Annotated in this window: 18 protein-coding genes; 9 read left to right on the top strand and 9 right to left on the bottom strand. The window is 59.8% G+C overall.

Features of this window, described 5'->3' with window-relative positions; translation table 11 throughout:
• Window positions 1–37: 37 nt before the first annotated feature.
• From I6G83_RS00485 to acrD, 6 genes are all read right to left on the bottom strand, one after another.
• On the bottom strand, window positions 38–181 hold the full coding sequence (locus tag I6G83_RS00485) for a hypothetical protein (protein WP_156484023.1): 144 nt from the start codon (window positions 179–181) through the stop codon (window positions 38–40).
• Window positions 182–206: 25 nt separating this feature from the next.
• Complete coding sequence (locus I6G83_RS00480; RefSeq protein ID WP_062779182.1) at window positions 207–1,424, bottom strand: DUF3396 domain-containing protein; 1,218 nt, start codon at window positions 1,422–1,424, stop codon at window positions 207–209.
• A 61-nt stretch (window positions 1,425–1,485) separates the two neighbouring features.
• The gene (locus I6G83_RS00475) at window positions 1,486–2,703 is read right to left on the bottom strand and encodes a DUF3396 domain-containing protein (RefSeq protein ID WP_062779179.1); all 1,218 of its coding nucleotides are present in this window, start codon (window positions 2,701–2,703) and stop codon (window positions 1,486–1,488) included.
• 9 nt (window positions 2,704–2,712) lie between these two features.
• Complete coding sequence (locus tag I6G83_RS00470; protein ID WP_171020759.1) at window positions 2,713–3,996, bottom strand: VRR-NUC domain-containing protein; 1,284 nt, start codon at window positions 3,994–3,996, stop codon at window positions 2,713–2,715.
• Window positions 3,993–6,485 carry a type VI secretion system Vgr family protein gene (locus I6G83_RS00465; RefSeq protein WP_062779176.1) on the bottom strand — a complete coding sequence of 831 codons (2,493 nt, stop codon included), beginning with the start codon at window positions 6,483–6,485 and terminating at the stop codon, window positions 3,993–3,995. The genes I6G83_RS00470 and I6G83_RS00465 overlap by 4 nt, the downstream gene beginning before the upstream one ends.
• 275 nt (window positions 6,486–6,760) lie before the next feature.
• A complete protein-coding gene (gene acrD, locus I6G83_RS00460; protein WP_062779173.1) occupies window positions 6,761–9,895 on the bottom strand; it encodes a multidrug efflux RND transporter permease AcrD in 3,135 nt (1,044 codons plus the stop codon).
• A gap of 221 nt (window positions 9,896–10,116) precedes the next feature.
• On the opposite strand from acrD, the gene I6G83_RS00455 reads away from it, so the two are divergent.
• Window positions 10,117–10,395 (top strand): winged helix-turn-helix domain-containing protein, encoded by a 279-nt coding sequence (locus tag I6G83_RS00455; protein WP_054307011.1) that lies wholly within the window; start codon window positions 10,117–10,119, stop codon window positions 10,393–10,395.
• A gap of 19 nt (window positions 10,396–10,414) precedes the next feature.
• Here I6G83_RS00455 and narL read toward each other — a convergent pair whose 3' ends face one another.
• Together narL and narQ are read right to left on the bottom strand one after the other, a co-directional pair.
• Complete coding sequence (gene narL, locus I6G83_RS00450; protein WP_054307010.1) at window positions 10,415–11,047, bottom strand: two-component system response regulator NarL; 633 nt, start codon at window positions 11,045–11,047, stop codon at window positions 10,415–10,417.
• 120 nt (window positions 11,048–11,167) lie between these two features.
• Window positions 11,168–12,850, bottom strand: a complete 1,683-nt coding sequence (narQ, locus tag I6G83_RS00445; protein ID WP_054307009.1) for a nitrate/nitrite two-component system sensor histidine kinase NarQ — start codon at window positions 12,848–12,850, stop codon at window positions 11,168–11,170.
• A gap of 475 nt (window positions 12,851–13,325) precedes the next feature.
• Between narQ and napF the strand changes: the two genes are divergently transcribed.
• From napF to nudK, 8 genes are all read left to right on the top strand, one after another.
• Window positions 13,326–13,820, top strand: a complete 495-nt coding sequence (gene napF / locus I6G83_RS00440; protein ID WP_054307008.1) for a ferredoxin-type protein NapF — start codon at window positions 13,326–13,328, stop codon at window positions 13,818–13,820.
• Window positions 13,810–14,076, top strand: a complete 267-nt coding sequence (gene napD, locus I6G83_RS00435) for a chaperone NapD (RefSeq protein ID WP_171020799.1) — start codon at window positions 13,810–13,812, stop codon at window positions 14,074–14,076. The genes napF and napD overlap by 11 nt, the downstream gene beginning before the upstream one ends.
• On the top strand, window positions 14,073–16,559 hold the full coding sequence (gene napA, locus I6G83_RS00430; protein ID WP_062779170.1) for a nitrate reductase catalytic subunit NapA: 2,487 nt from the start codon (window positions 14,073–14,075) through the stop codon (window positions 16,557–16,559). Before napD ends, napA begins: the two co-directional genes overlap by 4 nt.
• Window positions 16,560–16,567: 8 nt before the next feature.
• On the top strand, window positions 16,568–17,320 hold the full coding sequence (gene napG, locus I6G83_RS00425; RefSeq protein WP_015673319.1) for a ferredoxin-type protein NapG: 753 nt from the start codon (window positions 16,568–16,570) through the stop codon (window positions 17,318–17,320).
• Window positions 17,320–18,228 (top strand): quinol dehydrogenase ferredoxin subunit NapH, encoded by a 909-nt coding sequence (gene napH, locus I6G83_RS00420; RefSeq protein ID WP_054306676.1) that lies wholly within the window; start codon window positions 17,320–17,322, stop codon window positions 18,226–18,228. Before napG ends, napH begins: the two co-directional genes overlap by 1 nt.
• On the top strand, window positions 18,225–18,674 hold the full coding sequence (gene napB / locus I6G83_RS00415; protein WP_015673317.1) for a nitrate reductase cytochrome c-type subunit: 450 nt from the start codon (window positions 18,225–18,227) through the stop codon (window positions 18,672–18,674). Before napH ends, napB begins: the two co-directional genes overlap by 4 nt.
• Window positions 18,675–18,685: 11 nt before the next feature.
• Window positions 18,686–19,294, top strand: coding sequence for a cytochrome c-type protein NapC (napC, locus tag I6G83_RS00410; protein ID WP_054306677.1), 609 nt, complete (start codon window positions 18,686–18,688; stop codon window positions 19,292–19,294).
• A 109-nt stretch (window positions 19,295–19,403) separates the two neighbouring features.
• Window positions 19,404–19,976 (top strand): GDP-mannose pyrophosphatase NudK, encoded by a 573-nt coding sequence (gene nudK, locus I6G83_RS00405; protein ID WP_054306678.1) that lies wholly within the window; start codon window positions 19,404–19,406, stop codon window positions 19,974–19,976.
• A gap of 205 nt (window positions 19,977–20,181) precedes the next feature.
• On the opposite strand, the gene tkt is transcribed toward nudK, so the two are convergent.
• Complete coding sequence (gene tkt, locus I6G83_RS00400) at window positions 20,182–22,176, bottom strand: transketolase (protein WP_128143749.1); 1,995 nt, start codon at window positions 22,174–22,176, stop codon at window positions 20,182–20,184.
• Window positions 22,177–22,187: the final 11 nt, after the last annotated feature.

The raw sequence follows: 22,187 nt of genomic DNA, 5'->3' as shown, positions 1-22,187 counted from the left end.
AAAACGGCAGCGAAAATCGCTGCCGTTTCTTTAAGGATCAGCCGTCGCTATGCTCCGCCGGCGGCAGGAGTTTTTGCCGGCCGGGGAAGCGGCGCCGCACCAGCACAAAGAACAGCGGCACAAAGTAAATCGCCAGCAGGGTGGCGGAAATCATCCCGCCCATCACTTCGGTGCCGACCACACCGGCAAGCCATTTATGACGGGCCTTATTCCGATCTTATAGCGAAGACGTCTCCGCCATCATCGCGCTCCAGCAGCGACCAGCAGGCGCGGTGTTTATTGCCATGCTTGTCTTCAAAATCAGGCATAACCTGTGCGACCCGGATTTGAGCGTACTGTATAGTACCGTTGACAATGGTCGCCCAGCGTCCGGCAAACGGAGCAACCACGCCGCTCCAGCAGGTGATACGCACCGGCTCAAATGATTTGCCTTCATCTTCCTTATCCAGCTCCGCACTGGCCGCATCGAAGCGTCTATACCACTTCATTGTTGATTCTTTATCAAACTGAAAGTTATTGCGCTCTGAGTAGAAATGCAGCGAGCGTGAGCCATTAAAACGCACTGGTTTGATCATTTGGTTTACTTTTACCAGTAATGGCGGCAGTTCTTCAGTTTTCGTTTCGCCCAGCGCTGGCGGCAGTGCTCCGGCCTTGAGGATAATGCCGCTGTTATAGGGCAGCAGCTCTATTTCTGGCGTTTTCGCCAGACGGTGAGCCAGTGTCTTCACACCACCGAGTTTTTCCAACCATGGATTACCCAGAATGGTATACCAGCAGGCTCCTTTCAGGCTGATAGCTGCTCCAGTCCCTTCAAGAGTGCCAATAGAGTCCACCATTACGCCGGGGAAGCGCTGGGCCAGAGCATATTCGTAGGGGAACATTCGCTCAAACGCGTAAGGTAGAATAAAGGATAATCCGGCATAACCACTTTCAACGTTGAAGGTATTACAAAGCCACATCAGCCAGGACTGATAATGTTCCTTGCCATCAGGCTCTTTCAGCAAAGATAACGGGAATACCAGTTTAATCACCGAGCGATCATTATCATTATGGAAAATCCGTTTACCCATGATAAGTATTTCATACTCAGGTGCGTGATAATCAGTTTCAACACTCCCTAAGTACCAGGAAAAAATCTCTTCAGGAGATGAGTCCAGGATCATCTGTCGTTTTTTTTGATAGTTTTTTTCGGTGATTCCAACCCAGTTAGGGGTCAGAGTCTTCTTCAGGTGTGGCTTAAATTCCTCGTAGTAACGATCCACACACTCCACCATCTTACGGCGGACTTCGGGAGTATGACCGTCTTTAAAAAACATGGTGATAATCAGCCCAAGATTCACCGCCGGACTGCCGTCCTTATACTTCACCGAGGCTTCCGGCAACCACTGCTCGATATAATTCAGCTCAAAATCCTTCAGTTCCATCATTATTCCTTATTGCGTTGCCAGTGTGCCGACCACACCGGCAAGCCATTTATGACGGGCCTTATTCCGATCTTATAGCGAAGACGTCTCCGCCATCATCGCGCTCCAGCAGCGACCAGCAGGCACGGTGTTTATTGCCATGCTTGTCTTCAAAATCAGGCATAACCTGTGCGACCCGGATTTGAGCGTACTGTATAGTACCGTTAACAATGGCCGCCCAGCGTCCGGCAAACGGAGCAACCACGCCGCTCCAGCAGGTGATACGCACCGGTTCAAATGATTTGCCTTCATCTTCCTTATCCAGCTCCGCACTGGCTTTATCGAAGCGGGCAAACCACGCCATGGAGGACTCTTGCTCAAACTGGAAATTTGCATGTTCGGAGTAAAAATGCAGTCCGTTATGGCCATCTTGCCGGATGGGTTTAATCAACTGGTTTACTTTTACCAGCAACGGCGGTAGGGCTTCGGTTTTTGTTTCACCCAGTGCTGGCGGCAGTGCTCCGGCCTTGAGGATAATGCCGCTGTTATAGGGCAGCAACTCTATTTCTGGCGTTTTCGCCAGACGGTGAGCCAGTGTCCTCGCACCGCCGATTTTTTCCAGCCATGGATTACCCAGAATGGTATACCAGCAGGCTCCTTTCAAGCTATTGGCTGCATCTCTGCCCTCAATCGTCCCTAGGGAATCTACCATTACACCAGGAAAGCGCTGGGCCAAAGCATATTCATAGGGGAACATCCGCTCAAACGCGTAAGGCAGAATAAAAGACAACCCAGCATAACCACTTTCAACGTTGAAAGTATTACAAAGCCACATCAGCCAGGACTGATAATGTTCCTTACCATCAGGCTCTTTCAGTAGTGATAACGGGAATGCCAGTTTAATCACCGAACGATCATTATCATTATGGAAAATCCGTTTACCCATGATAAGTATTTCATATTCAGGTGCGTGATAATCAGTTTCAACACTCCCTAAGTACCAGGAAAAAATCTCTTCAGGAGATGAGTTCAGAATCATCTGTCGTTTTTTTTGATAGTTTTTTTCGGTGATTCCAACCCATTTAGGGATCAGAGTCTTCTTCAGGTGTGGCTTAAATTCCTCGTAGTAGCGATCCACACATTCCACCATCTTACGGCGGACTTCGGGAGTATGGCCGTCTTTAAAAAACACGGTGATAATCAGACCGAGGTTAACTGCCGGGCTGCCATCCTTATACTTTACTGAGGCTTCCGGCAACCATTTCTCGATATAATTCAGCTCAAAATCCTTCAGCTCCATCATTATTCCTTATTGCGTTGCCAGTGTGCCGACCGCTCCGGCGCCCAGTACTGCCGCCAGAGTTTCCCACGCAGCGATCGCCAGACGGACAATCAGCAAAAATGCCGCCAGCAGGGCTTCCGGGATGCCCAGCGTCACCACCAGCACCCCCACGCCGACAGCGACCAGCACCACACCGACAGTAATCGCCACATCCGTCAGTACCTGTACCCAGTCGACCTGTTTTAACATCTCCAGCGTCATATCAGTTGCTTGCTGTATCGCCGACCATGCCGCTCTGAGCTGTTCGTCCGTCCACGATGCCACGCGCCGTCCTGTACTGCTGACCCACTGCCATACCTGGCTCCCCTGATAATATACCCATTCACCGCTGTCATTCAGCCAGCCGGCAACCTGGCTCAGCGTCTGTTGCATCTCGTCTGACAGGGCATCCCAGCCTGCGGCGACGTTGTTAACGATCCCTTCACTGAGGTCGGCAACGGTTTTCCCAATATAGCTCCACGGTTCTATCTTCGCCGGAGTGGGGAGAGCCGGAGGCCGGGGAGTAAAGATTGGCGGGTAGAGGAACAGCGGCCAATATTTCTCCCCGCTGGTCTGCCAGGCTTTCATCGTCACGTTAATGACTTGATCGCCCCACTGCTGCTCTTTATTTCGGCAATCATGGATTTCCAGTATGGTGATGCGTGTCTTATCATCACCGACAATAAACATATATTCATCATACTGTTCTCGTTCGAGCTTATCCCCCGGAAATTTGACCTCAACCAACCGTTCCAGATTATCCACATGCATCTGGCCTTCTGCATCCGATCCTGCCAGTCCTGGCCAGCGGTCGTATTTGTTCTTCACGATAATGATATCGGGACGACGGTAGATGCCCTTGCCCGGCACCGGAAAGGGGTTGATGGTATGCCGTCTTCCGGGGCCTTCTGCAAGTAACGTACTGCTGAGGAACGGGCGTGGTGGTATGGTCCGCATATCGAACGGCACTTCGGCCTTATACAACCACTGATAATTATGGTTGATTTCATCCAGCCGGATAAGCCCGCTCAGCATCAGTTGCTTGAGGCTCATCTGATAGCTTTTGCCCTCGCGGCGAATTTCAGCGGATAAGCGAGGAAAACGCATGGCGTATTCCACTTTGATGTGCAGATACTGACGGTTATCCGGGGTCGGCAGTCGGGACTGCTTCTCGGTCATTTCAACGCCGGTTGTCGTGCAGTCCCAGACCTTATTGTTCGTCCCGGTGGGGATATCCGCTGTCGGGGGGGCGGGTAAATCGGGCATGGTCATGACATCTTCTCCCTGAGTTCGGTTGCCAGTTGCTGATTGTCCTCATCACCGATAAACCACATGGTTTCTTTCGGTGCCGGCTTGCTCTGCACAATATGCAGCTCCACGTCTTCCTGTTCCGGGGTATAAACCGGCACGGTCCAGCCCTCATCGTCACTGTAGCCTGTTGCGACCTGCCCGGACGCTGTTTTCAGGTGGTAAGGTACCCCCGCCAGAATATTGCCCTGTTCATCACGGAGCTGGTAAACGGCGGAATAAATATGCGAAGTGCCCATCAGCGGGAACGACACAGGTATGTTTACGGGGACGGTGGCATGAGTACGCTTAACTTTGCGCGTATAGGTCGTATCCGTGCCGTACTCTATCTTCCCGCCTTCGATTTTCAGGTAGCTGCCGCCGCCAATTAAGGTCACTTTCTTCTTGCCCGCAAACAGCATGTCACTGGCCGATATCAGACTCAGTCTTTGCTCTGCGCTGATGTGCATTGCGCCGTTCTGCGCCTGGATTTGCAGCGGACCTTCGCTGGCGTTCAGCGTCAGTGAACCCGTGCGTGCGAACAGGCCGACACTTTCTCCGGCCAGCATGGCGGTGTGGCCCTGCGACCCGCTGCTGAAATCCCCCGCAGTATTCATCGCCACATTGTTACCGGCGGTCAGTTGCATATGCTCGCCACTGGTGAACGCCACGCCCTGCGGGCCGTGGAAATGGATCATCGCGTTCAGCGGTTGCAGACGCTGGTTGAACATCGCTATCTGACTGGCGATATCCGCCTCCAGCGCCTGTGCCTGTTCGGCGGCCGCCGCCAGCGCTTGCAGCTGCTGCTGGCAGAGTGTAATTTCATTAAGGGCCGTTGCCATATCCAGCACCTCACCTGCCGCTTTCTGCTGTCCGTCGGCGGTAATAAACAATCCTTTTGCCACGCGGATTACGCCGTATTCATCGGTTCTGAGTTCAAAGCCGGAGCCGCGCTGTGTGTTCTGCCGATCAACGATATGTCCCTGATTGAGCTGCGTGCTGCCAAATGGCGTGCTCAGTGCGATGTGCTCCTGCCCGCGCTGGTCTTCCATCCGTAGTTCGTTGTTTGCCGCGGTGCGCAGGATGTTCTGGCTGCGGTTCTCGCGGGTGACGATGTCCTGGTGGGCTGAGTCGTGGAACGCGTGGGCGATATACGGGCGGTCTATATCGCCGTCGTCATAGGCAATACCGACTTCGGTACCGTCAATCAGTGGCGTGTGCCAGCCGTAACTCTCGCCGGAATAGGGCTTGGCCTGACGGATCCACAGGTAGTTGTAACCCGGTTCGGCATCCTCATGGCTGAAGTCCAACTTCACCCGGTAACGGCCGACGTTGTCCAGATGGGCGTAGGTGTCGCCTTGCTCCCGGCTCTCAATACGGGCCGGCAGTGTACCGTGAATGACCGGGCGGGGGATTTCAGTAGGGCGAAAGCAGAACCGTTCGCTGTAAGGCATCCCCCAGAGCGAAACATGCAGGCGTGAATCGCGGGAAGCCCAGAAAGAAGTGAAGGTAATGAGTACCCCGTCACTGAGGGCGTGAATTGTGCTGCCTGAGGTTTCCAGCACCTGGCCCGGTGTCAGGCCGCAGGCGTTGCTGAACAGATGCAGGCGGACAGATTGATTCAGTTCACGCTCATGGTGAAGTCGGGCATAAAAAGCCCCGCTTTCGGTTTCCGGCTCGCTGTCATCGCCAACTGCCAGAAACGGGCCGCCATAGCGGTAATGTTCCCCGGTAGTGACGGCTTCGTTGCGGACTACCACGGTCGAATCCATTGGTGTAGTCGCCGCACGGTAGTTGTAATCGCGGGTGCGGACCAACCCGGCCACCGTGTGGTGCCAGGCGCGCAGACCCCAGACAGATTCGGCGGCACCGTCATACAACGCAGATGGCTCTTGGTACGGCAGATGTTCTCCAAACTGGTAGAACTGCTGGCTGTCGGCAAAGGTCACGGTATCCAGCCCGGTAATCTCACTCATCCCGCACTGATACCAGATCCCCACCTCTGCCAGCAGGCGTTGGATAAATTCGAGATCGGTTTCCCGCCACTGTGTTATCAGCTCCCGCTGAGGGTAGCTTTGTTCAAGCCTGAAATTGAAATCCGCCCCCTCCAACCCGTGGGCCCGCAGTATTCGCTCCACAAGCTCCGGCACGCTGGTATTCAGATATACGGCACAGCGTCGGGTCAGGTTCAGCAGGGAAAGGCGAGAAGAGAGCGTCACCGCGTAGTGAGACTGGTCAGGGCTGTTCCCCAGCCACTCAAAACGGGTGATAACACCATGCACGCTCTTACCGGCGCGCATCAACAGGCTGGCGTACTTCAGCAGCACGTCGCTGTCTGTCACGTCTTGCCGGGTGGTGAACTCAATACGCCAGGAGAAGGGGCGGCTTAGTGCTTCAGTACCACGAAAACGCAGTACATCGGGGCTTACCGGGCTGTCGTTGATTGTCAGAGAATAGGGAGAGACTGGTTCCATCAGATCAATCCTGAATATAATCAATAGCCTGAAATTGTCTGTCTATTAACCATGTAAATCAAGTGGAATAGTGGCGTTTTGCTCGCTTGCGGGTGTTTTTGCCCTAAGGGGCAGGAGGGGAGAGATCGACGGTGGTAGTACTGCAGCAATGCGGGCATGGCATCGAAAGATAGTTCGCCATTAGTGTTACGACGGGAACAGACATCATGGATGTTGCCCCGTATGCACATAGGAAAATAAAACGGCAGCGAAAATCGCTGCCGTTTCTTTAAGGATCAGCCGTCGCTATGCTCCGCCGGCGGCAGGAGTTTTTGCCGGCCGGGGAAGCGGCGCCGCACCAGCACAAAGAACAGCGGCACAAAGTAAATCGCCAGCAGGGTGGCGGAGATCATCCCGCCCATCACCCCGGTGCCGACCGCATGCTGGCTGCTGGAGCCGGCGCCCTGGCTGGTGGCCATCGGCAGCACGCCGAAGATAAAGGCCAGCGAGGTCATCAGGATCGGGCGCAGACGCATGCGCGCGGCCTCCAGCGTGGCGGCGGTCAGCTCTTTACCCTGTTGATGCAGCTCATTGGCGAATTCGACAATCAGAATCGCGTTCTTGGCGGACAGCCCGATAATCGTCAGCAGGCCGACCTGGAAGTACACGTCGTTTTCCAGCCCGCGCAGCCAGGTGGCGGCCACGGCGCCGATTACCCCCAGCGGCACCACCAGCATCACGGAGAACGGAATTGACCAGCTCTCGTACAGCGCCGCCAGGCACAGGAACACCACCAGCAGGGAGATGGCGTACAGCGCCGGCGCCTGCGCGCCGGACAGCCGCTCCTGATAGGACATGGCGGTCCACTCCAGGCCAAAGCCGTTCGGCAGCTGCTTGACCAGCCGCTCCATTTCATCCATTGCGGTGCCGCTGCTGACGCCGTCGGCCGCTTCGCCGACGATCTCTACCGACGCGCTGCCGTTGTAGCGCTCCAGCCGCGGCGAACCGTATTCCCAGTGGCTGGTGGCGAAGGCCGAGAAGGGCACCATGCCGCCGCTGCTGTTGCGCACATACCATTTATTGATGTCTTCCGGCAGCATGCGGAATTTCGCCGCCGCCTGCACATACACTTTTTTCACCCGGCCGCGGTCGACAAAATCGTTGACGTAGCTGGAGCCCCAGGCGGTGGAGAGCGTGTTGTTAATGTCATCCACGTTTACCCCCAGCGCCTGCGCCTTGCGCTGGTCGATATCAATCTGCAGCTGTGGGCTGTCGTCCAGGCCGTTGTGGCGCACGCGCGACAGCAGCGGGCTTTCCGCCGTCAGCTGCAGCAGCTGGTCGCGGGCGGCCATCAGCTTGACGTGCCCGAGGCCGCCATGGTCTTCCAGCTGCATGTCAAAGCCGGATGAGCTGCCCATGCCGCTGATGGCCGGCGGGCTGCTGGCGATCACCCGCGCTTCTTTGATGTTTTTGAAGGCTTCGCCGGCGCGGGCGATAATATCGAAGGCCGACTCGCCGGCGCCGCGCTGATCCCAGTCTTTCAGGCGCACAAACAGCCGCGCCACGTTCTGGCCGTTGCCGCCGGGGCCGGCGCCGATAATGGCGAACACCGACAGCACGTCGTTTTTCTCCGCCGTCAGCAGGTAGTTTTCCACTTTTTCCACCACCTTGCTGGTTTGCTGCTGGGTAGAGCCGGTCGGCAACTGCACCTGCACGGTGAAGACGCCGCGGTCCTCCAGCGGCAGGAAAGAGGTCGGCAGCTTGATAAACAGCAGCGCCAGACCGCCCAGCAGCAGCAGATAAATCAGCAGGTAGCGCACGCCGTGGTGCAGCACGCGCGCCACGCCGCGCTCATAGCGCAGGGTGTTGCGGTTGAACATGCGGTTGAACCAGCCGAAGAAACCGCGTTTGCCGTGGTGGTGGCCTTTGGCGATCGGCTGGAGCAGGGTGGCGCACAGCGCCGGGGTCAGGATCATCGCCACCAGCACCGACAGCACCATGGAAGAGACGATGGTAATGGAGAACTGGCGGTAGATGGCGCCGGTGGTTCCGCCGAAGAACGCCATCGGGATAAATACCGCCGACAGCACCAGCGCGATGCCGACCAGCGCGCTCTGGATCTGCCCCATTGATTTGCGCGTGGCCTCGCGCGGCGGCAGGCCCTCTTCGCTCATCACGCGCTCCACGTTCTCCACCACCACGATGGCGTCATCCACCAGCAGGCCGATCGCCAGCACCATGGCGAACATGGTGAGGGTATTGATGCTGAAGCCGCAGGCGGAGAGGATGGCAAAGGTGCCGAGCAGCACCACCGGTACGGCGATGGTCGGGATCAGCGTCGCGCGGAAGTTCTGCATAAACAGGTACATCACCAGGAACACCAGCAGCACCGCTTCCAGCAGGGTTTTCACCACGTCGTGGATCGAGGCCTTGACGAACGGGGTGGTTTCATAGGCCACCTTGGCCTCCAGCCCGCGCGGGAAATACTGCGACAGCTCGTCGATTTTGGCTTTCACCAGCTCGTCGGTCTGCAGTTCGTTGGCGCCGGAGGCGAGCTTGATATTCATCCCCGCCGCCGGCATGCCGTTGTAGCGGCTGAGGTAGTCGTAGTTTTCGCCGCCTAGCTCAATAGTGGCGACGTTGCCGAGGGTCACCAGCGAGCCGTCCTGATTGACGCGCAGGGTGATGTCGCGGAACTGCTGCGGCGTCTGCAGCTGCGACTGGGCGTTGATGGTGGCGTTCAGCGCCTGCTTGTCGACCGACGGCGTGCCGCCGACCTGGCCGACGGCCACCTGGGCATTCTGCGATTTGATGGCGTTGACCACGTCGGTGGTGGTCAGGGCGTAGCTGTTGAGCTTGTCGGGATCGAGCCAGATGCGCATGGCGTACTGCGAGCCGTACACGTCCATACTGCCGACGCCGTTGATGCGGCTGAGCGGGTCCTGCAGGTTGGAGACGATATAGTCGGCGATGTCCTGCTTATCCATACTGCCGTCGGTGGAGACAAAGGCCACCATCATCAGCGTGGTGTCGCCGGATTTGGAGACCGTCACCCCCTGCTGCTGCACCGCCTGCGGCAGCCGCTTGACCGCGGCCTGCAGCTGGTTCTGCACCTGCTGCATCGCCTCGTTGGGGTCGGTGCCGGCCTCAAAGGTCAGGGTTACCGTGGCGCGGCCGGTGTTGGTGCTCTGCGACGACATATACATCATATTGTCGAGGCCGGTCATATTCTGTTCGATAATTTGCGTAACGGTATTCTCCAGCGTCTGGGCGGAGGCGCCGGGGTAGTTCGCACTGATGCGCACGTTAGGCGGCGCCAGATTAGGGTACTGTTCCACCGGTAATGAATAAATCGCCAAGGCGCCGGTGAGGCAAAGAATGATTGCCAGCACCCAGGCGAAAATGGGGCGATCAATAAAAAAATTGGCCATACAGTGCGAACCTCGTTATGAGTTGTTCTATCTTTATTACGCACCAACGTTGCGTTATATCAGAGCCTGGGAAGGATCCCGAGGCTATTGCACTTTACTCGGGATGGGCAGGGAAAGCGTGGAGAAAAAAAGGAGATAGTGTAAAAAACGGTAGTTAGCGAACGTTCTGCACCGGAGATTACGCCGGATGCGGAAAAATTCCCCCGACGCTGGAGCAAACCATGGAATTAAACCCGGTATTCGCCCGCCGCTTGTACTTATGCTGGCTGATCGACCACAGCGAGCGTCCCAATGTGCCCAAACTGATGGAGCTGACCGGCTGGCCGCGCCGGACGCTGCAGGACGTGCTGAAAGCCTTGCCCGGACTCGGCGTAGAGCTGCAGTTTGTGCAGCAGGGCGTGCGCAACAACGATGGTTACTATCGGCTGGAAAGCTGGGGGCCGCTGAATAAAGGCTGGGTTCATCAGCACCATCAGGCCCTGCTTGACGCCATCGCCTGATGGGCTGCGGCCCGTTGCATTACTGACTTTTGTGTTCCAGGTACATCACCGTGGCGGCGACGCGCGAACGGACATCCAGCTTGCGCAGCATATTGCGGATATGCACCTTCACCGTCTCTTCGGAAATATGCAGCTGCGCCGCCACCTCTTTGTTTGACATGCCGCGCGCCACTTCCTGCAGCACGTCCAGCTCGCGTTCGGTCAGTTCGGCGAACGGGTTGTGCTGTTCGCTGCGCGAGGCGAGGTAGCCGGCGATCGCCTCGCTGATCACATTGTTGCCTTCCGCCGCCGCGCGGATATCTTCCAGCAGCTGTTCCGGCTCGCTGTCTTTGAGCAGATAGCCGTCCGCGCCGGCGTCGATCAGGGCGTACACGTCGCTGCGCGCGTCCGATACCGTCAGCACCACGATGCGCGCGTCGACGCCGTCGTCACGCAGCGCCTTCAGGGTATCCAGCCCGGACAGCCCTTTCATGTTCAAATCCAGCAGGATGATGTCCGGCTGTTTCTGCGCCGCCAGCGCAATGGCCTCATTGCCGTTGCTGGCTTCAGCGATGGTGCTGAACTGCGGATCCAGCCCCAGCAGCTGTTTGATGCCGCGTCGCATCAGCGGATGGTCGTCGACGATCATTACCTTATAATTTTGCATCACCATGAAATGGCTCCCTGTCAGGTGTCAAGCCGCGCCGCTATGAGTATCGGCACGATAGGGCTGAATCTTATAAAAATAGAAGTTTTTGGCGCCTGGCGCGCCTTTTTACCGTCAGGCGGTTAATTATGCCGGAAAAGACAAACTGACTTCCGTCCCGCTCTGTTGACCACGGGCAATGCGTAATGTTCCGCCAAGGCGGGCGGCGCGCTCGTTCATGATATTCAGCCCGTAATGGCCTTCCGGCTCATCAAGGCTGGCAATGCCGCAGCCGTTGTCGGTAATGGTGATCTGGTTATCGCCGCCTGCGGTTTTACCGCAGCGGATAACGATATCCTGCGCATCGGCATGCTTAATTGCGTTGAGCACCGCTTCACGCACGATCTGCAGCGCGTGCACCTGCTGCTGCGCATTCAGCGCCTGCGAAGGCAGCTCACAGTGTAACTGAATCCGCGCCTGGGTCAGAACTTTTAATGGCGCCAGCAGCTGCTGCAGCGCGGTGTTCAGGTCGGCGTCCTGAATACTCAGGCGGAAGGTGGCCAGCAGCTCGCGCAGCTGACGGTTGGCGTCGGCCAGCGCCTGGTCGAAGTCGTCGATGATGCTCTGCGCCTGTGACGGGCCGGCGGGCAGGGTGCGCTTCAGCAGCGTCATCTGAATACGCAGAAACGCCAGCGCCTGCGCCAGCGAGTCGTGCAGTTCGCGGGCGATGGTGGCGCGCTCCTCCATCAGTAAAAACTGCATATGCTGCTTTTGCGTACGGTTGAAGTAGAGGCCGCGGCCGAGCATGTTCGCCACGCTTTGCATCAGGTGCGGGTTGGCCGCCTGCTGGCGCGGCTGCCAGCAGAGCTGCCCCAGCGGCTGCTGCTCCTGGCTGATGGTCAGCTGCTGCCACTCGACATCCTCCTGCGGGACGCCGCTGCTCAGCTGCCAGGGGCTCTGCCCGTCCTGCACGTTGAGCCGCAGGCAGCGGAGCTGTTCGCTCTGGCGCACGATATGCAGCACTTTTTCAAAGGCGTGGCGGTCGATCTGGCCGCTGCTCAGCGCCTGTGAACAGCCGTACATCACCTCCAGCGATTTATTGGCCTGCTGCAGACGTTCGGTTTTTTCCTGCACCTTGTGCTCCAGCGAGCGATACAGACGGGAGAGTTCGTCGGACATGGCGGTAAACGCCTGCGACAGCACGCCCAGCTCGTTCGGCAGCGTTACGTCCAGCGGCGCGTGGTTAAAGTCGCGCTGCTGGATCTGCTGGCTGGCCGCCACCAGTTGCCTGAGCGGCGCCACCACCTGTTTGCGCATCAGGCGGATACAAAACAGCACCAGCGCGATAATGGTGATATAGCCGAGTACGCTGAACGCGGCGACGATCGCCAGCTTGATTTCCGAATAGCGCTGCAGCGCCAGCACGAAGTGGTCGATCTGGTTGACGTAATCAACCACGCTGGCCTGATACGCCGGCGCGCGGCCGGCGCGGATATGCTGCTCCAGCGGCTGCCAGGCCTGCTGCAGCGCCCGGTATTTATCGCGCACGTCGGCCGGTACGTAAAAGCGGCTGAGTTTTTGCAGCGCCGGCGCCTGCAGCGACTGGCGGTAGTGGCGCAGATGCTGCGGCAGCGCCGCGCTGTTCTGCGTTAGATCATACGCCAGGCGGTAGCTCTGCATGCGCAGCGAACCGGCGATATTCACCGCTTCGGCGTCGCGCAGGCTGTCGGCGACGGTGGTCAGCGCCAGGCCGGTGGAAAGAACCGACAGGGCGACAATGGCGATCAGGGCCTTGGCCAGGCTGCGGGTGACGGAGCGTTTAACAAGCAAACACGGATCCTTATCGGCTAAGCCAGTGGATTGTAGGGAAATATACCCTGAATACTTCGAGTGGCAGGCGGGCGGCAAGGGAAGGAACCCCGCTGAGTTTACACCGGTCAGTGATTCAGGTGACTGAGCGTAGCCAACGCGCCTGCAGCTTAAAGTATGGCGGGTATAGATATATTTTATTTATATTAAAGCCTATGCATTGATCGAGTCGATAAAAAGCCCCGTTTTGCCGGATGATGCCCCATATCCGAACGCCTTCTTTCGCTTCTCATTCCTGCCGGCGCTCCCCCCTTCGGTAGTAGCCGGGCGCGCCTACGCTAACAGCCCGTCGGCGGGTTGCTAAACAATATTCCGTACTTATTTGACCTGGCGCAACGAACCCCGCTGTTTACCCCTTTCGGGTGATTATATACCCCTATGATTAGCCCTATTTTTACCCTGCCAAAAAAACACAGTGATTATAAGGACAAGCAGCATGGCCGGACTGTCGCGGCGCGGATTGCTCAGCGGACAATGGCGTCGTCCCTCCAACGTACAGCGTCCGCCCTGGGCGCGTGAGGAAGCCCCGTTTATCGCCGGCTGCAGCCGCTGTCACGCCTGTATCGACGCCTGTGAAACCGGCATGCTGATCGCCGGCAGCGGCGGCTATCCGGAAATCGATTTTTCCCGTGCGGAGTGCAGTTTTTGCCGCCGCTGCGTCGACGCCTGTGAAGCGGGCGCGTTTGACGTCGCGGCGGAGAGGCCGTGGCGGCTGCAGCCGGAAGTTTCAACGCGCTGTCTGGCGCTGCAGGGCGTGGAGTGCCGCAGCTGTCAGGACAGCTGCGATAGCGGGGCGATCCGTTTTCGGCCGCGCCTGGGCGGCATTGCGCAGCCCGTGCTGACGGCGGCGGCCTGCAGCGGCTGCGGAGCCTGCGTCGCCCCTTGTCCGACCGGCGCCATGGCGCTAACCCGGAGTGAACATCATGAATAACGAATGGCACGTCAGCGGTCTGCTGGTGCAGGCCCGTCCGGCGGCGTTTTCGCAGCTGGTTCCCGCGCTGTTGGCGATCCCGGAGACCGAAATAGCGGCGCAGGATCGCGAACAGGGCAAGCTGGCGGTGGTGATGCAGGCGGCGCACTCGCGCGCGCTGCTGGAAAAAATTGAGTCGGCGCGCAATCTGGAAGGCGTGCTGGCGGTGTCGCTGGTTTATCACCAGCAGGATGAGCAAGGTGAGGTAATGCCATGAAACTCAGTCGTCGAGACTTCATGAAAGCCAATGCCGCAGCGGCAGCCGCCGCGGCGGCCGGGTTGACCATTCCGACGGTGGCGCAGGCGGTGGTTGGCGGTACGGAAGAGATTAAATGGGACAAGGCGCCCTGCCGCTTCTGCGGTACGGGCTGCGGGGTGCTGGTCGGCACGCAGAACGGCCGCATCGTCGCCTCGCAGGGCGATCCGGACGCGCCGGTCAACCGCGGGCTGAACTGCATCAAAGGCTATTTCCTGCCCAAGATCATGTACGGCAAAGATCGCCTGACGCAGCCGCTGCTGCGCATGAAGAACGGTCAGTACGATAAGCAGGGTGAATTTACGCCGGTGAGCTGGGAGCGCGCCTTCGATGTGATGGCGGAGAAGTTCAAAGACGCGCTGCGCGCCAAAGGGCCGGATGCGGTGGGCATGTTCGGCTCCGGCCAGTGGACCATCTGGGAAGGTTACGCCGCCGCCAAGCTGTTCAAGGCGGGGCTGCGCACCAATAACCTCGACCCGAACGCGCGCCACTGCATGGCCTCCGCGGTGGTGGGCTTTATGCGCACCTTCGGCATGGATGAGCCGATGGGCTGTTACGATGATATCGAGCAGGCCGACGCCTTTGTGCTGTGGGGCTCCAATATGGCGGAGATGCACCCGATTCTGTGGTCGCGCATCACCAACCGCCGTCTGAGCAGCGATCGGGTCAACGTTTCGGTGCTGTCCACCTTCGAACACCGCAGCTTCGAGCTGGCGGATAACGGTATGGTGTTCGCGCCGCAAACCGATCTGGCGATCATGAACTACATCGCCAACTACATTATTCAAAACGACGCCGTCGACCAGGATTTCCTGGCGCGCCACGTCAATATCCGCCAGGGGGCGACCGATATCGGCTACGGCCTGCGTCCGACCCACCCGCTGGAGAAAGCCGCCAAGAACCCGGGCAGCGACGCGTCGGAGCCGATGAGCTTTGAGGCGTTCAAGGCGTTTGTCGCCGACTATACGCTGGAGAAAACCGCCGCGCTGAGCGGCGTACCGCAGGATCAGCTGGAAGCGCTGGCGAAGCTGTATGCCGACCCGAACGTCAAGGTGGTGTCCTACTGGACGATGGGCTTTAACCAGCATACCCGCGGCGTATGGGCCAATAACCTGTGTTATAACCTGCACCTGCTGACCGGCAAGATCTCCAAGCCCGGCTGCGGTCCCTTCTCCCTGACCGGTCAGCCTTCCGCCTGCGGCACCGCCCGCGAGGTCGGCACCTTTGCCCACCGTCTGCCGGCCGATATGGTGGTGACCAACGAGGCGCACCGCAAGATCGCCGAGGAAAAATGGCGGCTGCCGGCCGGCACCATTCCGGCCAAAGTGGGGCTGCATGCGGTGGCGCAGGACCGGGCGCTGAAAGACGGCACGCTCAATGCCTACTGGGTGATGTGCAACAACAACATGCAGGCCGGCCCGAACATTAATGAAGAGCGGATGCCGGGCTGGCGCGACGCGCGCAACTTTGTGGTGGTGTCCGATCCTTATCCGACGGTCAGCGCGCTGGCGGCGGATCTGATCCTGCCGACCGCGATGTGGGTGGAGAAAGAGGGGGCCTACGGCAACGCCGAGCGGCGCACGCAGTTCTGGCGCCAGCAGGTGCGCGCGCCGGGCGAGGCAAAATCCGACCTGTGGCAGCTGGTGGAGTTCTCCAAGCGCTTTACGGTGGAGGAAGTCTGGCCGGAGGCGCTGCTGGCGCAAAGCCCGCAGCTGCGCGGAAAAACGCTGTACGACGTGCTGTATGCCAACGGCAGCGTCGACCGCTTCACGCTGGAGGAGATCCCGGACGATCAACTGAACGACGAGGCGCGCGCCTGCGGCTTTTATATTCAGAAAGGGCTGTTTGAAGAGTACGCAAGCTTTGGCCGCGGCCACGGCCACGATCTGGCGGCGTTCGATATGTATCACCAGGCGCGCGGCCTGCGCTGGCCGGTGGTTGACGGCAAGGAAACCCTGTGGCGCTACCGTGAAGGCACGGACCCTTACGTGAAAGCGGGCGAGTCGGTGCGTTTCTACGGCAAACCGGACGGCAAAGCGGTGATTTTCGCGCTGCCTTATGAGCCGGCGGCGGAAAGCCCGGATGAAGAATACGACCTGTGGCTGTCGACCGGCCGCGTGCTGGAGCATTGGCACACCGGTTCGATGACCCGTCGCGTGCCGGAACTGCACCGCGCCTTCCCGGAGGCGGTGTTGTTTATTCACCCGCTGGATGCCAAGAGCCGCAATCTGCGGCGTGGCGATAAGGTGAAAGTGCTGTCGCGCCGCGGCGAAGTGCTCAGCACGGTGGAAACCCGCGGGCGCAACCGTCCGCCGAAGGGGCTGGTGTATATGCCGTTCTTCGATGCGGCGCAGCTGGTGAACAACCTGACGTTGGACGCCACCGATCCGTTATCCAAGGAAACCGACTTCAAGAAGTGCGCGGTCAAACTGGAGAAGGCGTAAGGCTGCCTATGAGCCGGCAACGAGACAAGGCCCCGGCGCGTCGTCGCTTCCTGCGGGATGCGGCGCGCAGCGCCGCCGGGCTGGCAGGGATTGCGGCGCTGCTGGGGTTGCAGCAGCGTCAGTCGCAGGCGCGCGACGGTCTGGCGCTGCGTCCGCCGGGGGCGCTGGCGGAAGGGGATTTTGTCAACGCCTGCATTCGCTGCGGCCAATGCGTGCAGGCCTGCCCGTATCAGACGCTGAAGCTGGCGACCTTGCTGTCGCCGCTGGCGGCGGGCACGCCGTACTTTGTCGCGCGCGACGTGCCCTGTGAAATGTGTGAGGACATTCCCTGCGTGGCGGCCTGCCCGAGCGGCGCGCTCGATCCGCAACTGAGCGATATCGACCAGGCGCGGATGGGGCTGGCGGTGCTGCTGGATCATGAAAACTGCCTTAACTGGCAGGGGCTGCGCTGCGATGTCTGCTACCGCGTCTGTCCGCAGATTGACGCCGCCATCACGCTGGAGCTGCAGCGCAACCCGCGCACCGGCAAGCATGCGCTGTTTTTACCGACGGTGCACAGCGATGCCTGCACCGGCTGCGGCAAGTGCGAACAGGCCTGCGTGTTGGAGGAGGCGGCGATAAAAGTACTGCCGCTGTCGCTGGCGCGCGGCCAGCTGGGCGGCCACTACCGCTGGGGCTGGCAGGAGAAACAGCGCGCCGGCCAGGCGCTGGTGCCGGAAGGCGGCCAGCTGCCGGCGCACGGCGTCGGGGAGGGGAAATAATGGCGAATCCGGTTGCTCAGGCCGGCCGCGATGCGCGTCTGCGTCACGGCTGGTGGCGCAGTCACCGTTTTTTGATCCTGCGGCGCTGCAGTCAGCTGCTGATTTTACTGATGTTTCTCTCCGGCCCGCTGTGGGGCGTGTGGATCCTGCGCGGCAACTACAGCGCCAGCCTGCTGCTTGACACCGTGCCGCTCACCGATCCGCTGATGATGCTGGAAAGCCTGCTGGCCGGGCAGTGGCCGGCCTGGCTGACCTGGGTCGGCGCGGCGGTGGTGCTGACGTACGCCCTGATCGGCAACCGGGTGTTCTGCGGCTGGGTATGCCCGCTGAATCCGCTGACCGATCTGGCGGCCTGGCTGCGGCGACGGCTGGGGCTGCGCCAGTCCGCCACACTGTCGCGCCGGCTGCGTTACGGCATTTTGCTGATGGTGCTGGTAGGCAGCGCGCTCAGCGGCAGCCTGCTGTGGGAGTGGGTCAACCCGGTGGCGCTCACCGGACGCGGCCTGATTCACGGCGCCGCCGGCGATGCCGTCGGTTGGCTGCGCGGGCTGGCGGCGGCGTTTGGCGCCGGCGTCTGGCTGCTGCTGGCGCTGTTTCTGTTCGACCTGCTGGTGGTGGAGCACGGCTGGTGCGGCCACCTGTGCCCGGTCGGCGCGATGTACGGCGTGATTGGCAGCCAGGGTGTTATGCAGATCAGCGCGCAGCAGCGGGAGCAATGCACCCGCTGTATGGACTGTTTCCACGTCTGCCCTGAGGCGCAGATCCTGCGCGAGCCGCTGTTGTCGCCCGACGCCCCGCCGCAGGTGGCCAGCGATGCCTGCATCGCCTGCGGGCGCTGTATCGATGTCTGCGCGGAAAACGTATTCACAATAACAAGCAAATTTCATTCTTCGGGAGCCAAAAAATGAACAGCACCGTACTGAAAAAGCGCGGGGCCCTGTGGGCGGCGCTGATGTCTCTGGCCGTGGCCGGTTTCGCCTTTGCCGCCGGCGATGTCGATCTCAGCCAGTCGCCGGAGGTCTCCGCCACCGCCGAAGGGCAGATCACCATGCCCAAGCAGCAAGAGCGCATGGCGCTTAACTATGTCAATCAGCCGCCGATGATCCCGCACAGCATCGACGGCTATCAGGTGAGTAAAAACACCAACCGCTGTCTGCAGTGCCACGGCGTTGAGCACTACCGCACCACCGGCGCGCCGCGCATCAGCCCGACGCACTTTATCGACAGCGACGGCAAGGTGCGCGGCGACGTCGCGCCGCGTCGCTATTTCTGCCTGCAGTGCCATGTGCCGCAAACCGACGCGGCGCCGATTGTCGGCAACAACTTTGAGCCGTTGCCCGGCTTTGGCAAATAACCGGAGGAACTATGGCCGAACGTAATACTGATAAGAAACCGGGGCCGATTCGCCGTCTGTGGCAGTGGTGGCGCAGGCCGAGCCGGCTGGCGCTGGGCACTTTGCTGCTACTGGGCTTTGTCGCCGGGATCCTGTTCTGGGGTGGTTTCAACACCGGGATGGAGGTGGCGAACACCGAGCAGTTCTGCATCAGCTGCCATGAAATGCGTGAAAACGTGTACGAAGAGTATATGGAAACCGTGCACTACAATAACCGCAGCGGGGTGCGCGCCACCTGTCCGGATTGCCACGTGCCGCATGAGTGGGGGCCGAAAATGCTGCGTAAGCTGAAGGCCAGCAAGGAGCTGTACGCCAAGATATTCGGCCTGATCGACACGCCGCAGAAGTTTGAAAGCCACCGTCTGGCGATGGCGAGCAACGAGTGGGCGCGTATGAAAGCCAATAATTCGCAGGAGTGCCGCAACTGCCATAACTTCGAATATATGGATTTCACCGCGCAAAAAACCGTGGCGGCCAAAATGCATGACAAGGCGATTAGCGAAGGGAAAACCTGTATCGACTGCCATAAGGGCATCGCCCATAAACTGCCGGATATGCGCGAGGTGCCAAACGGCTTTTAAGCGCTTTATCGTGCTGAACCCCGCTTAGGCGGGGTTTTTTATGAGGCATTTTTTGCTACCGTAGCGACGTGAAATTTTGCAGCAATGAAAAGTGACCAAAGAAGGGTGTATGTCCGCAATAATAGGGAATGTAAAAAAAGAACTGCTCGCCGACAGTTGGTCGGTGCTTAATAAATATACTTTTGATTTACAGCGTAAGAACGGCGGCGTCGTTCAGCAGGTGCGGGAAGTGTATGACCGCGGCAACGGCGCGACGATTTTGTTATACAACCGGGAGAAGGGCAGCGTTGTGCTGATTAATCAGTTCCGCATGCCAACCTACGTCAACGGCAATGAGAGCGGTATGCTGCTGGAAGCCTGCGCCGGCCTGTTGGAGGGAGATGCGCCGGAATACTGCGTGCGTCGTGAAGCGATGGAAGAAACCGGTTTTCAGGTGGATAAGGCGCAAAAGGTATTCGAGGCCTATATGTCACCGGGCGGCGTGACCGAGATCGTCCATTTCTTTATCGCTGAATATCGTGACGAACAGCGCCGTACGGTCGGCGGCGGTATTGAGGATGAGGATATTGAGGTGGTCGAGCTGCCGTTTAGTGAAGCCATCGCCATGATCGCCGACGGCCGCATCAAGGACGGTAAGACCATTATGCTGCTGCAGTATCTGCAGCTGCATAATCTGATGTAAGGCAAACGAAAAAGGCGCCGCAAGGGCGCCTTGAGGTTGATGACAAAGTGGTCTGAGAGTCCGAGATACTCGGGCCTAGCCTAACGAGGGGCACTCCGGCGGCTTACGCCGCTACGACCCCATCGCCACGCTCTCCCTAATAACAGGCTTTGTCAGCAGCCTGAGGCGCCGCAAGGGCGCCTTTATTATGGCTATAATCCGCCGGTTACTTCAGCAGCGCCTGAGCTTGCGCCACCACGTTCTCCACGGTGAAGCCGAACTCCTTGAACAGCTGGTCCGCCGGCGCCGACTCGCCGAAGGTGGTCATGCCCACCACCGCGCCGTTCAGGCCGGTGTACTTCAGCCAGTAGTCCGCAATGCCCGCTTCAATCGCCACCCGCGCCGTTACCGCCGCCGGCAGCACCGCTTCGCGGTAGGCCGCATCCTGCTTGTCGAACGTGTCGGTTGACGGCATCGACACCACGCGCGCCTTGCGGCCCGCTGCGGTCAGCTGACCCGCCGCCTCGACCGCCAGCTCCACTTCCGAGCCGGTGGCAATCAGGATAACGTCCGGCGTGCCGTCGCAGTCCTGCAGCACGTAGGCGCCGCGATACACGTTCGCCAGCTGCTCTGCGCTGCGCGGCTGCTGCGCCAGGTTCTGACGCGAGAAAATCAGCGCCGTCGGGCCGTCGTTGCGCTCGATGGCGTACTGCCAGGCAATCGCCGACTCCACCTGGTCGCACGGACGCCAGGTGCTCATGTTCGGCGTGACGCGCAGGCTGGCCAGCTGCTCCACCGGCTGGTGGGTCGGGCCGTCTTCGCCCAGACCGATGGAGTCGTGGGTGTAGACGAACACGTTGCGCTGCTTCATCAGCGCCGCCATGCGCACCGCGTTACGCGCGTATTCCACAAACATCAGGAAGGTCGCCGAGTACGGCAGGAAGCCGCCGTGCAGCGCGATGCCGTTGGTGATGGCGGTCATGCCGAACTCGCGCACGCCGTAGTGGATGTAGTTGCCCGCCGGGTCTTCGTTCAGCGGTTTGGAGCCGGACCACATGGTCAGGTTGCTCGGCGCCAGGTCGGCGGAGCCGCCGAGGAATTCCGGCAGCAGTTTGCCGAAGGCTTCCAGCGCGTTCTGCGACGCCTTGCGGCTGGCGATGTTGGCCGGGTTGGCCTGCAGCTGCTCGACGTAGGCCTTGGCCTGCGCCTGCCAGTCGGCCGGCAGCTCGCCGCTCATGCGGCGGGTGAACTCGGCGGCCAGCTCAGGGAAGGCCTGCGCGTAGGCGGCGAACTTGTCGTTCCAGGCGGCTTCACGCGCCTGACCGGCCTCTTTGGCGTCCCACTGGGCGTAGATGTCCTGCGGGATTTCAAACGGCGGGTAGTGCCAGCCCAGCTGCTCGCGGGTGGCGGCCACTTCGGCCTCGCCCAGCGGCGCGCCGTGGGAATCGTGGGTGCCGGCCTTGTTCGGCGAGCCGAAGCCGATAACGGTCTTGCACATCAGCAGGGACGGCTTGTCGGTGACCTTGCGGGCTTCCTCGACCGCCGCCTTGATGGCGTCGGCGTCGTGGCCGTCCACGCCGCGCACCACGTGCCAGCCGTAGGCTTCAAAGCGCTTGGCGGTGTCGTCGGTGAACCAGCCGTCGACGTGGCCGTCGATGGAGATGCCGTTGTCATCGTAGAAGGCGGTCAGCTTGCCGAGCTTGAGGGTGCCGGCCAGGGAGCAGACTTCGTGGGAGATGCCTTCCATCATGCAGCCGTCGCCCATAAAGACGTAGGTGTTGTGGTCGACGATGTCATGGCCCGGACGGTTGAACTGGGCGGCCAGGGTGCGTTCGGCGATGGCGAAGCCGACGGCGTTGGCGATGCCCTGACCGAGAGGACCGGTGGTGGTCTCGACGCCGGCGGTGTAGCCGTACTCAGGGTGGCCCGGGGTTTTGGAGTGCAGCTGACGGAAGTTTTCCAGCTCGCGCATCGGCAGGTCATAGCCGGTGAGATGCAGGAGGCTGTAAATCAACATGGAGCCATGGCCGTTGGAGAGGACGAAGCGGTCGCGATCGGCCCAGTGCGGGTTGGTGGGGTTGTGGCTGAGGTAGTCGCGCCACAGGACTTCGGCGATATCGGCCATACCCATCGGGGCGCCCGGGTGACCGGATTTTGCTTTTTGTACGGCATCCATGCTGAGGGCGCGGATGGCGTTGGCTAATTCTTTGCGTGAAGACATAGTAAAGCTCC

Origin of the sequence: Serratia rubidaea, assembly GCF_016026735.1 — a bacterium.
Classification (GTDB): Bacteria; Pseudomonadota; Gammaproteobacteria; order Enterobacterales; family Enterobacteriaceae; genus Serratia_B; species Serratia_B rubidaea.
This window is presented reverse-complemented; position numbering and strand designations above follow the sequence as displayed.